This is a genomic window from Lactobacillus sp. WILCCON 0059 (genome assembly GCF_057197985.1).
The window spans coordinates 1,878,966-1,897,764 of sequence record NZ_JBUBHN010000001.1 but is presented as its reverse complement, the minus strand read 5'-3'; the positions used below and the strand labels follow the sequence as shown (position 1 = coordinate 1,897,764).

At 52.1% G+C, this 18,799-nt stretch carries 13 protein-coding genes; 11 read left to right on the top strand and 2 right to left on the bottom strand.

The window, feature by feature from the left end; translation table 11 throughout:
• The first annotated feature begins 16 nt into the window (after positions 1-16).
• From glgB to ACYVUT_RS08875, 7 genes are read left to right on the top strand one after another with little or no spacing between them, the layout of a single operon-like run.
• Positions 17-1,915 (top strand): 1,4-alpha-glucan branching protein GlgB, encoded by a 1,899-nt coding sequence (glgB, locus tag ACYVUT_RS08905; protein ID WP_484501894.1) that lies wholly within the window; start codon positions 17-19, stop codon positions 1,913-1,915.
• 55 nt (positions 1,916-1,970) lie between these two features.
• Positions 1,971-3,119, top strand: coding sequence for a glucose-1-phosphate adenylyltransferase (locus ACYVUT_RS08900; RefSeq protein ID WP_439775840.1), 1,149 nt, complete (start codon positions 1,971-1,973; stop codon positions 3,117-3,119).
• Complete coding sequence (gene glgD / locus ACYVUT_RS08895) at positions 3,106-4,248, top strand: glucose-1-phosphate adenylyltransferase subunit GlgD (protein ID WP_439775841.1); 1,143 nt, start codon at positions 3,106-3,108, stop codon at positions 4,246-4,248. Before ACYVUT_RS08900 ends, glgD begins: the two co-directional genes overlap by 14 nt.
• A 15-nt stretch (positions 4,249-4,263) precedes the next feature.
• Positions 4,264-5,694 (top strand): glycogen synthase GlgA, encoded by a 1,431-nt coding sequence (glgA, locus tag ACYVUT_RS08890; RefSeq protein WP_439775842.1) that lies wholly within the window; start codon positions 4,264-4,266, stop codon positions 5,692-5,694.
• 24 nt (positions 5,695-5,718) lie between these two features.
• Positions 5,719-8,169: a glycogen/starch/alpha-glucan phosphorylase gene (locus ACYVUT_RS08885; RefSeq protein ID WP_484501893.1), complete on the top strand. Its 2,451-nt coding sequence runs from the start codon at positions 5,719-5,721 to the stop codon at positions 8,167-8,169.
• 9 nt (positions 8,170-8,178) lie between these two features.
• Positions 8,179-9,981, top strand: coding sequence for a glycoside hydrolase family 13 protein (locus tag ACYVUT_RS08880; RefSeq protein ID WP_484501892.1), 1,803 nt, complete (start codon positions 8,179-8,181; stop codon positions 9,979-9,981).
• A 14-nt stretch (positions 9,982-9,995) separates the two neighbouring features.
• A complete protein-coding gene (locus tag ACYVUT_RS08875) occupies positions 9,996-11,717 on the top strand; it encodes a phospho-sugar mutase (protein ID WP_484501891.1) in 1,722 nt (573 codons plus the stop codon).
• A gap of 86 nt (positions 11,718-11,803) precedes the next feature.
• Here the strand turns inward: ACYVUT_RS08875 and ACYVUT_RS08870 are convergent, their stop codons facing one another.
• Together ACYVUT_RS08870 and ACYVUT_RS08865 are read right to left on the bottom strand one after the other, a co-directional pair.
• Positions 11,804-12,883 (bottom strand): 6-phosphofructokinase, encoded by a 1,080-nt coding sequence (locus ACYVUT_RS08870; protein ID WP_484500668.1) that lies wholly within the window; start codon positions 12,881-12,883, stop codon positions 11,804-11,806.
• A gap of 171 nt (positions 12,884-13,054) precedes the next feature.
• Positions 13,055-14,995, bottom strand: a complete 1,941-nt coding sequence (locus ACYVUT_RS08865; RefSeq protein WP_484500903.1) for a sucrose-specific PTS transporter subunit IIBC — start codon at positions 14,993-14,995, stop codon at positions 13,055-13,057.
• A gap of 284 nt (positions 14,996-15,279) precedes the next feature.
• On the opposite strand from ACYVUT_RS08865, the gene ACYVUT_RS08860 reads away from it, so the two are divergent.
• The 4 genes from ACYVUT_RS08860 to ACYVUT_RS08845 all read left to right on the top strand — a co-directional run bounded on the left by ACYVUT_RS08860 (position 15,280) and on the right by ACYVUT_RS08845 (position 18,765).
• A complete protein-coding gene (locus ACYVUT_RS08860; protein ID WP_484501890.1) occupies positions 15,280-16,737 on the top strand; it encodes a sucrose-6-phosphate hydrolase in 1,458 nt (485 codons plus the stop codon).
• 24 nt (positions 16,738-16,761) lie between these two features.
• Complete coding sequence (locus ACYVUT_RS08855) at positions 16,762-17,748, top strand: LacI family DNA-binding transcriptional regulator (protein ID WP_439775849.1); 987 nt, start codon at positions 16,762-16,764, stop codon at positions 17,746-17,748.
• A gap of 122 nt (positions 17,749-17,870) precedes the next feature.
• A complete protein-coding gene (locus ACYVUT_RS08850; RefSeq protein WP_439775850.1) occupies positions 17,871-18,056 on the top strand; it encodes a hypothetical protein in 186 nt (61 codons plus the stop codon).
• Between the two features lie 124 nt (positions 18,057-18,180).
• Complete coding sequence (locus ACYVUT_RS08845; protein ID WP_484501889.1) at positions 18,181-18,765, top strand: TMEM175 family protein; 585 nt, start codon at positions 18,181-18,183, stop codon at positions 18,763-18,765.
• Positions 18,766-18,799: the final 34 nt, after the last annotated feature.

Sequence of the window (18,799 nt, the reverse complement as noted above, 5' to 3'; positions counted from 1 at the left end):
GGAAGTGAGGTAAGAAATGGACGAGCTGGAGCAACATTTACAGAACTTTGCCGCTGGCAATGAATTTTATCTGCAAAATTATCTTGGCTGTCACGCGGCTGGAAATGGCTATGCCTTTCGCGTCTGGGCGCCTAAAGCACAGCAAGTCTGGCTGGTCGGCGATTTCAACAATTGGGAGAAAGACCTGCCCATGCGGCAAAACGCTTATGGAGTTTGGTCTATTGAAACTGACCGTGCCCAGCCTGGCCAGCTTTACAAATTCTTAGTCAAGCAAGCAGGCGGGGAAGAGGTCATGAAATTTGACCCGATGGCCCTGGAATATGAACACCGGCCAGGCAACGCTGCCGTGGTAAGCAACTTGCCGGAGAAACGGTGGACTGACGGGGCTTGGTTTGGCTGGCATAAGCGGTCAAACCACTTTGCCCGGCCAATCAACATCTATGAAGTGCATGCCAGCTCCTGGAAGCAGCATGAGGACGGCAGTCTTTATACCTTGCGCGACTTGCAAAAGGAATTGATTCCCTACGTTAAGGAACAGGGCTTTAACTACATTGAATTCTTGCCTTTGACTGCCCACCCGCTGGATGCTTCCTGGGGTTACCAGACCACCGGCTACTTTGCCTTGGAGCGGGCTTACGGAGAGCCGCGGGATCTGCAGGATTTCGTGGAAGCCTGCCACAAGGAAAACATCGGTGTTCTGGCTGACTGGGTGCCAGGTCACTTCTGCATTAACAACGATGCTTTGGCCTACTACGACGGGACACCTTGCTACGAATTTGAAGAAGGTTGGCGGGCCCAGAACAAGGGCTGGGGCGCCTTGAACTTTGACCTGGGCAAGCCGCAAGTGCAGTCATTCCTCTTGTCAAGCGCCCTCTTCTGGCTGGAATACTACCATCTGGACGGGCTCAGAGTCGATGCGGTGTCCAACATGCTTTACCGCGACTATGACCGGGGACCGGGCGAGTGGAAGCCAGACCAGTACGGTGGCAACCGCAATATTGAAGGAATTGAATTCTTGCACAAGTTCAACAAGACGATCAAGGGGATGCACCCGGAAAGAATCTTGATCGCGGAAGAAAGTTCTTCTCAAGTCAAGATCACCGGCCGGGTCGAAGACGGGGGCCTGGGCTTTGACTACAAGTGGAATATGGGCTGGATGAATGATGAGCTCCGCTTCTATTCCATGGACCCTTACTTCCGCAAAGACAACTTTGACTTGTCTACTTTCTCATTCATGTACCGAATGAGTGAGAACTTCATCTTGCCGCTGTCGCATGACGAAGTCGTCCATGGCAAGCGCAGCTTGATGAACAAGATGTTCGGCGCCCGGCCAGACCAGTTCGCTCAGCTGCGGAACTTGAACACCATGCTGATGACCTACCCGGGCAAGAAATTGCTCTTCATGGGCGGGGAATTCGGCCAGTACCTGGAATGGCGCTACCAAGAAGGCTTGGAGTGGTCTTCTTTAAGTGATGAATTAAACGCCAAGATGCTCAAGTTCAACCGGGAATTGAACCACTTTTACTTGAATGAACCGGCTTTGTGGCAATTGGAACAGGAAGACCGGTCAGTCCAAATCATTGACGCGGACAACCGCGACCAGTCCGTCCTTTCCTTCATCAGACAAGGAAAGGTGCGGCATGATTTCCTGATCGTTCTGCTCAACTTCACGCCGGTTCAGCGCGACGGCTTTAAAGTCGGCGTGCCTTACCCAGGGACCTATAAGGAGGTCCTCAACAGCTCACGCAGTGAATTTGGCGGCGACTGGACCGCGAAACCACAGGAAATGGCTACCACAGAGGAGAAATTCAAGGATTTCGACTACCAGATTTCTGTTGACCTGCCAGGCTTCAGTGCCATGATCATCAAGCCTGACCAGGTAACAATCAAGAGAAAGCGTTCGAAGAAACGTTGATGTAATGTGATAAAAGATTAAAGATAAAAGATTAAGTAGGGAAGGATTTTTTACCATGAGTACAAAAATGCTAGGTTTAATTTTAGCCGGGGGCAAGGGGACCCGGCTGGGCAAACTGACCGCCAATCAAGCTAAGCCGGCCGTGCCATTCGGCGGCCGCTACCGGATCATCGACTTTCCGCTGAGCAATTGCGCCAACTCCGGCGTGCGCAATGTCGGCATCATCACCCAATATGAACCACTGCGGCTGAACAACCACATCGGCAATGGCTCCAGCTGGGGGCTGGACGGCTTGAACTCCAGCGCCACTATCCTGCAGCCATACACGGACAACGGCGGCAGCAAGTGGTTCGAAGGGACCGCCCACGCCATCTACCAAAACATCGACTACATCGACAGCCAGGACCCAGAATACGTCCTGATCCTGTCCGGTGACCACATCTACAAGATGGACTACGCTGACATGCTGGAAGAACATGAAAAGAACCACGCTTCTTTGACTGTGGCTGTTATCGACGTGCCTTGGGAAGAAGCACCACGTTTTGGGATCATGAACACCGACTCCAGCGGCCGGATCATCGAATTCGAAGAAAAGCCAGCTGAACCAAAGAGCAACCACGCTTCAATGGGGATCTACATTTTCAACTGGAAGCGGCTGCGCGACGTTTTGACCGCGGGCTTTGCTACGGCTGACGACATGGTCGACTTCGGCAAGGACGTCATCCCTTACTACCTGAAGAGCGACGAAAGAGTCTTCTCTTACCAGTTCTCAGGCTACTGGAAGGACGTCGGCACCATCGACTCTCTCTGGCAAGCCAACATGGAATTCCTGGACGGCTCTGACGGCCTGGCCCTGGACGACCGCAGCTGGCGGATCTACTCCAAGAACACCATTGACGCTCCGCAAATGATTACGGAAAACGCCGAAGTTACTGACTCTATGATCGTTGACGGCTGCTACATTGACGGGACGATCAAGCACTCAATCATCTCAGCCAACGTTGACGTCCAGCGCGGCAGTGAGATTGTTGACTCAGTCATCATGCCGGGCGCCAAGATCGGCAAGAACGTCAAGATCACCAAGGCTATCGTTGGTGAAGGCGCCGTGATCGGCAGCAATTCTGTCGTTGGTGAAGAAAATGGGGAAATTGCCGTAGTCGGCAACAAGGAAAAGATTGGAGTGTTACCAAATGAAAACAAGTAAGATGTGTGCAATCTTCAGCAACCAGCACGAATACAGCCAGCTGAAGCCGCTGACCGATGAAAGAGCCCTGTCAACTCTTTACTTTGCCGGCAAGTACCGCTTGATGGACTTTGCCCTCTCCAGCATCGTCAACGCCGATATCAACCACGTCTACACCTTGATCAGCCAGGAAAAGGTCCGTTCTTACCTGGACCACCTGGGCGGGGGCAAGGAATGGGGCTTGGACACGATCGGCTCTTACGAATACCTGGACTTCTACCAGAACTTGATGCGGCGGCGGTCAAGAGGGGAAAACTACTTTGATGACTTGATCCTCTTCCTTAAGACCTGCAAGATGCCATACACTGTTTTCATCGGCAATAAGATGGCGGCTAACTTTGACCTCAAGGCTATCCTCCACTTCCACCAATCAAACGAAAACCGGATTACCCCTGTTTTCAAGCGGGTTGACCAAAAAGACATTGCGCCAGATGACCACACCTTTGTCTTAAGTGATGACAATATCGTCATTGAACAAAGAGAAGCCATCGAATTGACTGGTGAAGGTCCGGTTAACCTGTCAGCTAATGTTTATGTCATGAACACTGATTGGCTGATTCACGAACTGGAAAAGGCCCAAAAGAGCGGGGCTTCCTATGACGTTGCGGAACGTCTGGCAGCCTTGACTGTTAAGGAAAAGGCCAACGCTTACGAATACACCGGCTACCTGCGCAACATCCACGACATTTCCAGCTACTACGAGGCCAACTTGGACATGCTGGAAAAGGACAAGCGCGACTCCCTGCTTTACGGCAATCAAAAGATCATCACCCGGATCAGAAACGAAGTCGGCACTTACTACGACAAGGAATCTGACGTCAAGAACACTTTGATTGCCACTGGTTGCACGGTCAAGGGTGAAGTCAAGAACAGCGTCGTTTCCAGAAGAGTAAACTTTGCTAAGGATTCTGTTGCCAAGAATTCCGTAATCATGGCCAACTGCAAGCTCAAGAGCGGATCTGACGTTGAATACGCCATCCTGGACAAGAATGTGGTGATTGAAAAGGGCGTGACCGTCAAGGGTAAGCCTGACAGCCCTGTTGTCATCAAGAAGGGCAGCGTCATCAGCAAGGACTTTGTACTGGATTAATCGGGAGGAAAAAACGTGAGAGTTTTATTTGTCGGGGCCGAATGTGCTCCCTTCTTTAAGACTGGCGGTTTAGGCGACGTCTTGGGCTCTTTGCCCAACCAATTGGCCAAGGACGGCGATGAAGTCGGCGTGGCTTTGCCTCTTTACCAGGACATGCCGCAGGAATACCGCGAAAAGCTGGAATACCAAGGCAACTTTTATGTTCCAGTTGGCTGGCGGAACCAATACTGCGGGATCTTCACCCTGGAAATGAACGGGGTCAAGTACTTCTTCATCGACAACGAATACTACTTCAAGCGGCCAGGCATCTACGGCTACTACGACGATGGCGAACGCTACGCCTTCTTCCAGCAGGCCGTGATCATGATGATGGAGCGCTTCAACTTCGTGCCGAACATCCTGCACTGCAACGACTACCACACTTCCTTCATTCCATTCCTGCTCAGAGAAAAGTGGGGCTTCGTGGACGCCTACCGCGGCATCAAGACTGTCTTGACCATCCACAACCTGGAATTCCAAGGCAAGTACGATGCCAAGACCCTGCCGAACTTCTTCGGCCTGGGCTATGAATGGTTTGACAACGGGACCGTCCGCTTCAACAATGACGTCAACTGGATGAAGACCGGGATCTTGTACGCCGACCGGGTAACCACGGTCAGCCCATCCTATGCTGAAGAAATCCAAACGCCAGAATTCGGCCAAGGCTTAGATGGCATCTTGCGGTCAGTCAACTTTAAGCTGGTCGGCATCTTGAACGGGATTGACTTTGAAAAGTACAACCCGGCTACTGACCCGGTCATCAAGGTCCGCTACGACGTCAACCACCTGAAGCACAAGCGCCGCGACAAGACTGACCTGCAAAAGCAGGTTGGCCTGCCGGTAGCGCCAACCACCCCGGTTATCGGGATGGTCAGCCGCCTCACTGCTCAAAAGGGCTGCCAGCTGCTTTTGGAAGAACTGGATAACATTCTCCAGTTTGACTTGCAAGTAGTTATCTTGGGCAGCGGGGACCAGTACTACGAACATGCCTTAAGCGACATTGCCAGCCGCTACCCGGACAAGTTCAAGCTGATCCTGGCCTTTGACGTCAACCTGGCGCAAAAGATCTACGCTGGGGCCGACTCCTTCTTGATGCCATCCGCCTTTGAACCATGCGGCTTGTCACAATTGATCAGCCTGCGCTACGGGACCTTGCCAATCGTTCACCAAATCGGCGGTTTGGCCGACACGGTCTGGGTTTACGACAAGACCAAGAACGAAGGCACCGGCTTTGGCTTCCGCGAATTCAGCGGCTACCAAATGGTTGAAGCCATCAAGAAGATGCTGGAACTTTACCATGAAAAGGACAAGTGGGCCAAGGCACAAAGAACTGCCATGCGGTCTGACTTCTCCTGGAAGAACTCAGCAAGCAAGTACCAATGGATGTACGGTGAATTACTGGGATAGTCGAAAATGATGAGGAAGATGAGCATGAAATCAAGTAAAGTATCAGTCGCAAACAGCAATTTGCGGGAGATTACTCCTGAAGAATTCAAGGAAAGATTAGCAAGCAAGCTGGACCGGCACTTTGAAGAAAGCGTGGAAGAAGCTTCTAAGGAAGACATCTTTGCTGCTTTGGCTTCAATGGTCCGTGACGGTTACTCCAGCAAGTGGCGCAGAACCCGGATCGCGGAAAGTGCCAATGGCCACAAGCAGACTTACTACTTCTCCATTGAATTTTTGCCTGGGACTCTTTTAAAGAGCAACCTTTTGAACCTGGGCTGGCTGGACACGGCCAAGGAAGCTTTGGCTGACTTAGGGATTGACCTGGATGATATCGCCGCTGTTGAACCAGATATGGCTCTGGGTAATGGGGGCTTGGGCCGGCTGGCTGCCGCCTTTATGGACTCTTTGGCTTCAACCGGCTATGCCGGCAACGGGAACGGCCTGCGCTACAAGTACGGCCTCTTTAAGCAAAAGTTTGTCAACGGCTACCAAAAGGAACTGCCAAATGACTGGCTGAAGCAGGGGGACTACTGGGAAGTGCGCCGGGAAAGCAAGTCTGTCCTGGTTAAGTTCGGCGGCCGCGTCAACATGGTTGATGACCACGGCTGGCTGACTCCGCAATACGAAGGTGCTACTGTTGTCCGGGCCGTACCTTATGACGTGGCCATGGTCGGCTACCACAACGGGGTGGCTAACACCCTTCGTCTGTGGGACGCGGAAATTGCCCCGGAAGACGAATTGAAGTACCCGTCAATCGCTGACCGGCGGAAGGTGGAAGACTTGACTTCCATCCTTTACCCGGATGACTCCAGCTATGATGGCCGCCTTTTGCGGCTGAAGCAGGAATACTTCTTTGTTTCCGCCGGCTTGCAGAGCATCTTGAACAGCTTTATCAAGGACTATGGCGAAGAAGGTCTGCTTGACCTGCCGAAGTATGTTGCCGTTCACATCAACGACACTCACCCGGCTATGTGCGTGGCTGAAATGATGCGTCTTCTGGTCGACAGATACCGGATGGACTGGGACAAGGCTTGGGAAGTTACTGTCCAAGTAATGAGCTACACCAACCACACCATCATGGCTGAAGCCATGGAAAAGTGGGATGTAGGCATGTTCAGCCAGCTTTTGCCGCGGCTCTTTGACATCGTTAAGGAAATCGACCGCCGCTACGTGGCTGGCCTGGAAGGCAAGGTTTCCGGCGACGTGATTGAAAGAACCAGAATCGTCAAGAACGGGCAAGTCCACATGGCCCACCTGGCCATCATCGGTTCCCACTCAGTCAACGGGGTTGCTGCCCTGCACACCCAGCTACTGGAAACCGAAGTTTTGCGCGACTTCTACCAGCTCTACCCAGACCGCTTCAACAACAAGACCAACGGGATCACCCTGCGCCGCTGGATTCAAATCGCCAACCCGGATTTGGCCAAGCTTTTGGACAAGACCATTGGGACCGACTGGCGCTTTGACAGCAAGGAAATGCTGAAGTTTGAAAAGTTCTACCACGACACCGCAACCTTGACCAGCCTGCAGGAAATCAAGCTGGCCAACAAGAAGAAGCTGGCCAAGGTCATCAAGGCCAAGACCGGCATCGTGGTTGACCCTGAAGCCATCTTCGACGTCCAGGTCAAGCGTCTGCACGCCTACAAGCGGCAAACCTTGAAGCTGCTCCACGTTCTGAAGCTCTACCAAGACCTCAAGGCCGGCATCGACCATCCGAAGCGGGTAGTCATCTTTGGGGCCATCGCTGCTCCAAGCTATGTCTTTGCCAAGCAGGTCATCAAGGTGATCAACTCTGTAGCTGACCTGGTCAACAATGACCCAGACATCAAGGGCAAGCTGAAGGTTGTCTTCCTGGAAAACTACAATGTTTCCCTGGCTGAACAAATCATTCCAGCCGCTGACCTCAGTGAACAGATCTCAACGACCACCAAGGAAGCCAGCGGGACCAGCAACATGAAGCTGATGGCCAACGGGGCTTTGACGGTGGCGACTATGGACGGGGCCAACATCGAAATCAAGGACGCGGTCGGCAGCGACAACATTTTTGCCTTCGGCTTGGACAAGGATGAAGTTTACAACTACTACGCAAACCACTCCTATCACCCACGCGACCTTTACGAAAGCGACCCGGTCATGAAGAAGACGGTTGACGCTTTGATTGACGGAACTATTCCAGACTGCGTCAGCGAAGGCCGGGCCCTTTACGATGACTTCTTGAAGGACAACGAGGAATTCCTGGTTTTGGCCGACTTTGAAGCCTACTTGAAGGCCCAGAAGCTGGTTGAAAAGGTTTGGGCAAACAAGCGGCAATGGGCCCAGATGAGCCTGGTCAACATCGCTCACTCTGAACGCTTTGACGCTGACAAGACCATTGAACGCTATGCCAGTGAAATCTGGCACCTGGACAAGGTGGAATTTGACGCTGAAAAAGCGTAAGAGTGACTGATGAGAGCTATTTTTAATTCTTGGGACACCAAATACAAGCAGCCCTTTGGCGCCACGCAGGCCAATACCAGCGTCAAGTGGGCGGTTGAAGTCGATGAAGAAATCCAGGAGATCACCCTCTGGCTGACTAAAAACAATGAGTCGCCGGTAGCCTACCCCTTGACTTACAACGATGAAAGCAAGATGTATGAGACCAGCGTCAAGATCAGCAGCTCCGGGCTCTACTATTACTACTTCAATATCAAGCAAAATGACCAGTACTACTTTCTGCAAAGAAGCCAGGATGGTTTTGGCGAAAGCGAGATTACCCAGGATAGCCGGGACATCCGGACTTTCCAGCTGACCTGCTATGACCGGGCAGTCCCGCAGGCTCCCTGGTACACCCAGGGGGTGGTCTACCAGATTTTTCCTGACCGCTTCAACAACGGCAACCCGCATGGGGAGATCCAGGGCCGCAAGAAGGACAGTTTCATCTACGCGACCAAGGAAGACAGTCCTTACTACATTAAGGATGAACATGGCGATATTGCCCGCTGGGACTTTTTTGGCGGCAACCTCGAAGGTATCCGGCAAAAGATTCCCTATTTAAAAGATTTGGGAGTGACGGCCATCTATTTGAACCCGATCTTCCAGTCTTCCAGCAACCACCGCTATGACACCCAGGATTTCATGAAGATCGACCCCATGCTGGGGACTGAAGAAGACTTTAAGAACCTGATCAAGGACCTGCACAAAAACAGAATTTCCTTGATCTTGGACGGGGTCTTCAACCATGTCGGGGCGGACAGCAAGTACTTCTTGAGCGCGGTCAGCGACAAGACAGGGCCTTACTACTCCTGGTTCAACTTCATCAACTACCCGACCAAGTACCAGTCCTGGTGGGGGGTAACTACTCTGCCAGAGGTCAACAAGAACAATGCTGACTACCAGAACTTCATCTGCGGACCCGATGGCGTTTTAGCCAAGTGGACCCGGATGCATGTCGATGGCTGGCGTTTGGACGTGGCTGACGAGCTTCCGATGCCGCTCTTGCGGGAAATCCGCGAGCGCCTGCAAAACGAAGACTGCCATGTCTTGATCGGGGAAGTCTGGGAAGATGCCTCCCACAAGTTCGTCAACAGTGAATTCCGGACCTACATGGCCGGGGACAACTTAACCGGGACCATGAACTATCCGGTCCGCAACTTTATCGTTTCGCTCTTGCAGGCCAATAACGAAACGGAAGAAGTGGCCGCCTTGAATGACCTGGAAAAGCTGGTTGAGAACTATCCTAAGGCATTTCTGGAAAACTGCTTGAACAATATCGGCACCCACGACACGGCCAGAATTAAGACCGTCTTGGGGGGAGACGAGAAGCTGGTGGCCCTGGCCTTTGGCCTCTTGTTCGCCGTGCCTGGCGTTCCCTGCATCTATTACGGGGATGAAGCCGGCCTGGAAGGGGACAAGGACCCGGACAACCGCCGCTACTTCCCATGGGGCAAGGAAAGCGACTTTTTGGAAAAAGAAGTCAAGGAACTGGCCCACTGGCGGCGGGCAAACCGGGCTTTGGTCGACGGGAAAGTCGGCTATGTCAAGATTGCTTACGGCATCAACGCTTTAGTCCGCTTCAATCAAAGAGAACTGGTCATTTACTGCTACAATAAGACCGACCAGGATATGATCCTGGACGCGGGAGAATTTCAAACATATTGCCTGCCAGAGCGGATTAGCGAGCTGGTAAGTGATATACTGGATCAAGAAAGCATAGCTCAGAAAGCTTATCTGTTGAAGACATTTAAGCTGGACAGGAATGAAAAAGAGTAAAAAGGAATATATCAATGGACGCAAAAGAAATTTTTGAACAATGGAAACAAGCTGCTCTGCCAGAAGATTTAGCTGAACAAATGGCTGAATTGGGCGGTGACGACAAGTGGGTCGAAGACGCCTTTGGCCAGGACATCAACTTCGGTACTGCCGGGATGCGGGGACTCCTGGAACCAGGGACCAACCGGATCAACGTCTTCACAGTCGGCCGGGTAACTGAAGGTCTGGCCCGCTTGATCGACGAAAACGGCGAAGAAGCCAAGAAGCGGGGCGTGGTAATTTCCTTTGACTCACGCTACAACTCACGCGAACTGGCAACCCACGCTGCCCGCGTTTTGGGGGCTCACGGCATTCACGTCTACCTCTTTGACGACCTGCGTCCAACGCCGGAACTGTCCTTCGCTGTCCGCTACCTGCACACCTTTGCCGGGATCAACATCACTGCTTCCCACAATGCCAAGCAGTACAACGGCTACAAGGCTTACGGTGAAGATGGCGCCCAAATGGGGCCGGAAAATGCCGACCGCCTCTTTGCCTACGCCCAAAAGGTTGAAGACATCTTCAGCGTTAAGGCAGCTCCAGTCAAGAAGCTGCGTGCTGAAGGCACTTTGCAATTGATCGGTGAAGACGTTGACGAAGCCTACCTGGCCAAGCTGGAAACGGTAAATGTCAACAAGGACATGATCAAGGAAAATGCCGACAAGCTGAAGATTGTCTACACTCCTTTGCACGGGACTGGCAAGATGCTTTATGACCGCGCCTTCAGACGGGGCGGCTTCAGCAACGTTGTTCCAGTGCCAAGCCAAGCAATTGTGGACCCAGAATTCCCAACTTGCAAGAAGCCTAACCCGGAATTCCGTGACGTCTTCAACCCAGGTGTTGAACTGGCCAACGAAATCGGTGCTGACATGATCGTGGCTACCGACCCGGACGCTGACCGGATGGGGGCCTGCGTAAGAACTGACAAGGGCGACTTCCAAGTTTTGACTGGGAACCAAATCGCTACTTTGATGTCTTACTACCTTCTGCAAAACTTGAAGGACTCAGGCAAGCTGACTCCGGATTACGAAATCGTTACCTCAATCGTATCCAGTGCCTTGCCATTCAAGATTGCCAAGGACTTCGGCATCAAGACCAAGTCAGTTCTGACTGGCTTCAAGTACATCGGTGAAGAAGTCGACCGGATGAACAAGGAAGGGGACGGCAAGTTCCTGATGGGCTTTGAAGAAAGCTACGGCTACCTCTTCCAAGCCTTCGCCCGTGACAAGGACGCCATGCAAGGGGCTTTGATGTTCGCCGAAGTTGCCAGCTACTACGCTTCCAAGGGCATGACTGTCTTTGACGGCCTGCAGGAAATCTGGAAGAAGTACGGCGTTGCCTACGAAATCACCCGGGCAATTGAAATGCCAGGGATTGGCGGGCAAAAGAAGATGGCTGAACTGATGAGCAAGCTGCGTAGTGAACACCTCAGCGAAATCAACGGCGTCAAGGTAGTCAAGATCGAAGACTACCAAGAACAAGTTACGCTCGAAAACGGCGAAGAAACTCCATTGACTGGCTTCCCGAAGTCAAACGTCTTGAAGTACTTCCTGGATGACGAAACTTGGGTAGCCCTTCGCCCATCTGGTACTGAACCAGTAATCAAGGCTTACGTTGGCGTCAACAAGGCTGACATCGAAACTGCTGAAAAGGCAGCTGAAAGCTTCCAAGACGCCATCAGCGAATTGCTGAAGTAAAGCAGAGAAGTTAACAACAAAGAAAGAAGCACCGCTAACGCGATGCTTCTTTTTTGTGCTTGTATGCTGTTAAGAATTATAGGTTCTTACTTGTCCCCGAAGGTGACACCCATGAGGCGGGCGTTATTTACGGTCTTGCCATTCGGGTCAACGTACTTGAGCTTGCCGGCCGTGTCTTCCAGGGCGATGGAGTCGACTTCGCCTTGCTTCAAGACAACCAGGCGGCCAAAGGACCGGTTCATGATGAGGCGGGCGCCTTCAATCCCGAAGCGGGTTGAGATCTGCCGGTCGTAGGCATCTGGCCGGCCGCCCCGTTGAGCGTGGCCGATGACCGCCGTTCTGATTTCAGCGTCTGGCAGAACTTCTTGCAATTGGCCAGCGATTTCGTTAACCACGCTGATGCCGTTTCTAGCCGCAACCTTAGCCTTGTACTTCTTCTTAGGCAGGGCAGCGTCTTCCTTGGAAATTGCCCCTTCAGCAGCGGCAATGACCGTGAAGCCCTTGCCAGCCTTTTGCCGTTGCTTGATCTTCTTGGCTACGACGTTGATGTCGTAAGGAATTTCCGGCAAAAGGATGATGTCGCTGCCGGCAGCCAGACCAGCAGCCAGGGTGATGTGGCCAACCTTGTGACCCATGACTTCTACGACGAAGACCCGGGAGTGGCTTTGGGCAGTAGTGTGGATGTCGTCCAGGTATCTGGTGGCAATGTCAATGGCGCTTTGGAAACCAAAGGTGTAGTCGGTGCCCCAAGTGTCGTTGTCGATGGTCTTTGGCAGACCGATCACGTTCAGGCCTTCTTGGGCCAGCATGTTGGCTGACTTAAGGGACCCGTTGCCGCCCAAAACAGCCAAAGCGTCCAGGTTGAGCTTCTTGTAGGTCTTCTTCATGGCAGCGACCTTGTCAAAGCCGTCAACGATAACTCGCATTTCCTTGAATGGCTGGCGGGAAGTGCCCAGAATCGTCCCGCCTTCGTTAATGATGCCGGAGAAGTCCCGCGGCTTCATCTTGACGTAGTCTTCATGCATCAAGCCGTAGTAGCCCCGCTTGAAACCAATGATTTCCACGTCGTCAACACAGTTGTAAAGGGTCTTGGCCAGGCCCCGCATGGTCGCGTTGAGCGCCTGGCAGTCGCCGCCGCTCGTTAAAATACCAACTCGTAAAGTCATGCTTAAATTCCTCCCCGTGCTAAACAGTTCTCTATAATTTGGCTTAATTTAAATCTTAGTCATGTCCTTGCCAAGATGCAAGAAAAAATCTCATGTAAATTCAAAATAAGGCTTTCAATAAAAGGAAAAGCAGCCCAGGCAGGGCTGCTTCATGGTAGTAATAGTTTTTGATTAGTGAGCAGTTAAAGCAATCAAGTTGTCGCCGTGCTTTACGTCAGTTGCTTCAACCCGGTCTACTTCGTTGTATGAAGGGGTGTTGGTGATGACAACCATGACAGTGGTGTCGTAGCCGGCAGCCTTGACGGCATCCAGGTCAACTTCACCGATCTTTTCACCCTTTTCAATGTGCTGGCCTTGAGTGACCAGGGACTTGAAGTGCTGGCCATTCAAGTTAACCGTGTCCAGACCGATGTGGATCAGGACTTCAGCCCCGTTGTCAGACTTAAGACCGTAAGCGTGGCCAGTCTTGTAGGCAACGGAAACAGTACCGGTAACAGGAGCGTAGACATTGCCGTCGCTAGGAACGATGGCTGCCCCGTTACCCATCAGCTTTTGGGAGAAGACTTCGTCATTTACGGCTGACAGGTCTTCAGAAACGCCGTCGACAGGTGCCAGAACTACTTCGTCTTCCAGACCAGCAGTCTTGGCAGCTTCAACTTGTTGTTCAGCTGGAACTTCAGTTTCAGCGCTGACGCCGGATTCGCCTTCAACGCTGGCAACTTCTTCCTTCAAGTGGCCCTTGCCCCAGAAGAAAGTCAAGGCGAAGGCGATAGCGAAGGAAACAAGTTCACATACAACGTACATTGGGATGGTCTTTGGGTAGATGGACAAGAAGCCCAGGAAACCGGCAGAACCAAGGGATGCAGCTTCAACGTGCAGCAAGCCTGCAAGTGCTGAAGCAACACCGGACCCGATCAAAGCACAGAAGAACGGGAAGCGGTACTTCAAGTTAACCCCGAAGAGGGCTGGTTCGGTGATACCCAAGAGGGCAGAAACACCGGCTGATGAAGACAGACCCTTCATCTTTTCGTTCTTAGTCAAGAACCAGATAGCGAAGGTTGCGGCACCTTGAGCAACGTTGGCCATGGAAGCAACAACGAAGATGAAGTCGCCCGCGCCCTTGCCGGCAGCGAAGGCAGCCAGCAATTGAGTTTCGATGGCCGGGAAGCTTTGGTGCAAACCAGTCATAACGATAGCTGAGTAGCAAAGACCGAACAGACCCATGCCGACAAAGCCAGCAGTGTCGTACAGCCATACGAAGCCGTTGGTGATCCAGTCAGAAACGGTCTTCATCACTGGCCCGACGATGGTGAAGGTCAGGAAGCCAGTGATCATGATTGACAGAAGCGGGGTGAAGGTAAAGTCAACCGCGCTTGGCAGGACCTTGTGCAGGCGCTTCTCTAAGAAGGCTAAGATCCAGATAGCTGCCAGGACTGGAATAACTTGGTATTGGTAGTTGGTTTGTGCTACGTGCAGACCGAAGATGTTCCAGTAGTGGGTTGAGCCGGCCAGCTGTGGGGTGGTCATGATCAAGCCCATTGCAGCCCCGAGGAATTGGTTGGCCCCGAAACGCTTAGCGGCGGAAATACCGACCAGAACTGGCAGGAACATGAATGGGGCAGCTGACATAAGTTGGATCATGTCAGACAGGCCCTTGATGGCTGGGTTGATTTGCACCAGGGACTTAGGCCCGAACAGGCCAGGGCTGGTGAAGAAGTTGTTCAAGGCCATCAGCAAACCACCCGCAACCAGGGCTGGGATGATTGGCACGAAGATGTCACTCAAGAGCTTGATGAAGGCCATAACTGGGTTGACCTTCTTGCCGCTGGCGGCGATCTTCTTCAAGTCGTCGGTAGAAACTTCAGACAGGCCGGTTTGCTTGATCAGTTCGTTGTAGACGTTGTCAACGTCACCAGGCCCGATGATGACTTGGTACTGGCCGTCAGTCTTGAAGGTACCCTTAACGTCAGGATCCTTGTCCAAGGCTGCTTGGTCGATCTTGGTATCGTCTTTTAAGACTAAACGCAGACGCGTTGCACAGTGGGCAGCTGCTACCAGGTTGTCTTCACCTACGGCAGCGATCACCCGCTTGGCAACTGCATTGTAATTCATTGCCACGAGAAACACTCTCCTTATCCTCTGAAAACGCTTTTCTCTAATTCACTTAACATGATAACGGTTTCTGACAAATATGTCAATCGTTTGACAGAAAATATTTTATAAAAGTTCTGTTAACTGAAAAAGGCCTGTTAACCGTTTGACATGTTAGCGCTTCAACCATAAAATAGAAAGTGATAAAGTGCTGATTATTCAGAAGTTTTTGCGTGACAATAATCTGGCAAATGAAGTATAGAAATTAAAAGAAGAGATTAGTGATTAGGCGGAGGTTGCTTAATATGGAATGGACAAGAGAAAAAAGATATCTTCCTTATGAGAAATGGGATGCCAAAACTTTGCTTAAATTGCAGAGCCAGGCAGCCCGGTCAGACTACCAGCTGCACTACCACATCCGGCCAACTTCAGGCCTTTTGAACGACCCTAACGGCTTTTCCTACTATAATGGCCGCTGGCAGGTCTTCTACCAGGCTTATCCGTTTGGGGCCGTGCACGGCTTGAAGTCCTGGGTCCACTTGACCAGTTCCGACCTGGTTCACTGGGAGAACTTGGGCGAAGCTGTTTACGCTGACAGTCCGCTGGATAGCCATGGGGCATATTCTGGCTCAGCCAGAGCAATTGGTGACAAGCTCTTTCTGATGTACACGGGCAATGTCCGCGACGAAAACTGGGTCCGCCACTCTTACCAGGTTGGGGCCTGGATGGATGAAGATGGAAAAGTAACCAAGCTGGACAAACCGTTGATCAACGCACCAGATCACGTGACTGAACACTTCCGTGACCCGCAGATCTTGGAGCACGGCGGCAAGTATTATGCCATTCTGGGCGCCCAAGACAAGGAGACCAAGGCCGGCAAGATCAGTCTTTACAAGGCTGACGAATTAACTGGTCCATGGCAGGATTTGGGTTATGTTGACCTGCCGGACATGGGCTACATGGTTGAATGCCCGAACCTGGTCTTCGTTGACGGCAAGCCAGTCTTCATCTTCTGCCCGCAGGGCCTGGACAAGAACGTGACCGACTACCAGAATGTCTACCCGAACATGTACTGGGTCGGGGAAAGCTTCAACTTTGAGACCGGCCACTTTGAGACCAAGCAGAAGGCACCAATCAACCTGGACGGGGGCTTTGACGTCTACGCTACCCAAGCCTTTAATGCCCCAGACGGCCACGCTTACGCGATCAGCTGGGTTGGCCTGCCGGACATGACTTACCCAAGTGACGATGAAGGCTGGGCTAATTGCTTAAGCCAGGTCAAGCGCCTGTCTTTAAAGCACGGCCGCTTGATTCAAAAGCCGGTCAAGGCCATGAAGAGCTTGAGAGAAGCTGAAGAAGACTTCACTGGCGATTTGGCCTTTGATGCAGGTGCGCAAAGCGAACTTAGACTGACGATCAAGAAGGGGCAGAAGGGTATGCTGGTCTTGGCCGCGGACAGCGAGGGCAAGAATGGCATCAAGCTGCGCTTTAAGACCGGCAAGCACGCCCGCTTAACCGTTGACCGGGGTGAATGCGGCAAGGCCGTCAACCCAGACTACGGGACTAGCCGGACGGTGAAGTTACCAGCCGGGGAAGACCTGGATCTGCGGATCTTTGTCGACCACTCCCTCTTTGAAATTTTTGTCAACGGCGGCGAAGAAGTCATCACGGGTAGATTTTTTGCTCAAAATGGACAAAGTTTTGTTAAGATGGATAGTAATGTTGACTACCAGGCCAAGACTTGGCGGTTAAAGGACATGTAGGATAACAGAAGAGGGGGGATGACGATGAGGCCAAAATTAACTGATGTGGCGGAAAAAGCTGGCTGCTCACCAACGACTGTCTCGCGGGTGATCAACAATTACGGCTACATCAGCCAGAAGACCAGGGACCGGGTCTACGCGGCCATGCGGGAGCTGAACTACCAGCCCAACACCCTGGCCCGGTCTTTGCAGGGCAAGCAGACCAAGATGATCGGGGTAATCATGCCCAGCATCACCAATCCCTTCTTCGCGGAACTGGTTGCGGCAATTGAGGACAAGCTGGAAGCGGACGGCTACAAGATGCTGCTCTGCGACGCCGGCCAGGACAGTGAGAAAGAACGGCGTTATCTGCGGATGCTGGAGGCCAACCAGGTTGACGGGATCATCGCGGGTTCGCACAACCTGGGCATTGAAGAATACCGGCGCTACGGCTTGCCGATCGTGTCTTTTGACCGGGACTTGTCCGACCAGGTGCCGATCGTGACTAGCGACAACTACCAGGGCGGCTGCCTGGCCACCCAGGCTCTCTTGGACGCGGGATGCGGCCATATTTACTTTGTCGGCAACCCGGTCAAGACGGGAAATCCGACTTCTCGCCGCTTTGATGGCTACGCGGATACGGTAGCCGCGGCGGGGTTGACGGTCCACACTGCCCGGTCAGCCTTTTACGAATTGCCAGCCGCCAAGGGCCGGGAACTCCGGGAGCTCTTGACCAGCGGCCGGAAGATCGACGGGGTCTTTTGTTCAGACGACCTGACGGCCATCCTGCTCTTAAAAGAAGCTAAGAAGTTAGGAATCAAGGTGCCGGAGGACTTGAAAATAGTCGGCTTTGACGGCACCCAGCTGGTGCAGAATTATGTGCCAGAGCTAGCCACGATCGTCCAGCCGATTCCGGATTTAGCCGGGACTTTGGTCAAGCTGCTTTATGAGCGGATCGCGGATCCGGAGAAGAAGCTGGCCCAAAACAGCTACCTGCTCCCGGTCAAGCTGCTCAGAAACCAGACTGTTTAAGCATCTCCTAAGGGGGATGCTTTTTCCTTTGTGCTGATCGTTTTTTTGCCTGTTATTTTTTATAAAAGCGCTTATAATAAAATTAGGAAGTAATTTTTGTCAATAGAAATAAGGTGACAAGCATGGAAAAGAAGAAACGCGTTTGCCTTTTCCTTCTGGCTTTTGGCCTGGTCGGCCTCTTGGTCTACGCGGTTGAGATTGCCTATGCTTTTATGAAGGACCGCAACAAGAAGATGGAATACAGCTTCGATGAAGAAGAGGCGGAAGACCCGCAAGAAATGGAAGCTGATTACAAGAATCAAGAGTAAAGTTGATAGAATTTAGCCTGGGTTTGCCAGGCTTTTTCTTTTTGGCAAAAGTAGGCTAAAATGGTTAAGAGACAATAAAAGTATTTTTAACACGCATATTGAGTATTTCTGTTTTGGAGGAAAAATGAACAAGAACCGCTTGGAAGCATTCAGCGATGGCGTTTTGGCCATCATCATCACCATCATGGTCCTGGAAATGAAGGCGCCCGATGAGGCTACTTTCCAGGCCTTAATGCCGCTTGTCCCGCAGCTGACCATCTACCTGCTCAGCTTTTTTTATATGGCAATTTACTGGGTCAACCACCACAACATCACCCACGCTTTGCCGTCAGTCAACCACAAGGTAATCTGGACCAACATGGTCTGGCTCTTCATGTCGTCTTTGATTCCCTTAGCTACGGCTTGGGTGGGCAAGAACCCCTTGGCTGGGCCACCCCTGTTCTTTTATGGCCTGGTTCTCTTTTTGACCTCGGTCAGTTTTATCCTCTTGCAGCATTTTGCCTGGCAGATTGCCTGCGACAGCCAGGACTTGCGGGTTAATATGGGGATCAAGGGCTACTTGACCCTGGCCGCGAATTTGGGGATCGCCCTGTCTGCTTTTGCTTGGCCGGTCTTGTCCTGGGTCTTTATGGCTTTGGTCATGCTGATGTGGTTCTTGCCCGACCGGCGGGCCAAGGAATGGCGGGAAAAGAGCAAGAACAAGGAATAGAAAGAAACAAATAAGAACAGAGAAAAAATCCACA

Bases quoted from the DNA above. Each gene is read 5' to 3' on its own strand.
- glgB (WP_484501894.1), top strand. From the start codon at position 17: ATGGACGAGCTGGAGCAACATTTACAGAACTTTGCCGCTGGCAATGAA.
- ACYVUT_RS08900 (WP_439775840.1), top strand. From the start codon at position 1,971: ATGAGTACAAAAATGCTAGGTTTAATTTTAGCCGGGGGCAAGGGGACC.
- glgD (WP_439775841.1), top strand. From the start codon at position 3,106: ATGAAAACAAGTAAGATGTGTGCAATCTTCAGCAACCAGCACGAATAC.
- ACYVUT_RS08885 (WP_484501893.1), top strand. From the start codon at position 5,719: ATGAAATCAAGTAAAGTATCAGTCGCAAACAGCAATTTGCGGGAGATT.
- ACYVUT_RS08880 (WP_484501892.1), top strand. From the start codon at position 8,179: ATGAGAGCTATTTTTAATTCTTGGGACACCAAATACAAGCAGCCCTTT.
- ACYVUT_RS08875 (WP_484501891.1), top strand. From the start codon at position 9,996: ATGGACGCAAAAGAAATTTTTGAACAATGGAAACAAGCTGCTCTGCCA.
- ACYVUT_RS08870 (WP_484500668.1), bottom strand. From the start codon at position 12,883: ATGACTTTACGAGTTGGTATTTTAACGAGCGGCGGCGACTGCCAGGCG.
- ACYVUT_RS08865 (WP_484500903.1), bottom strand. From the start codon at position 14,995: ATGAATTACAATGCAGTTGCCAAGCGGGTGATCGCTGCCGTAGGTGAA.
- ACYVUT_RS08860 (WP_484501890.1), top strand. From the start codon at position 15,280: ATGGAATGGACAAGAGAAAAAAGATATCTTCCTTATGAGAAATGGGAT.
- ACYVUT_RS08855 (WP_439775849.1), top strand. From the start codon at position 16,762: ATGAGGCCAAAATTAACTGATGTGGCGGAAAAAGCTGGCTGCTCACCA.
- ACYVUT_RS08850 (WP_439775850.1), top strand. From the start codon at position 17,871: ATGGAAAAGAAGAAACGCGTTTGCCTTTTCCTTCTGGCTTTTGGCCTG.
- ACYVUT_RS08845 (WP_484501889.1), top strand. From the start codon at position 18,181: ATGAACAAGAACCGCTTGGAAGCATTCAGCGATGGCGTTTTGGCCATC.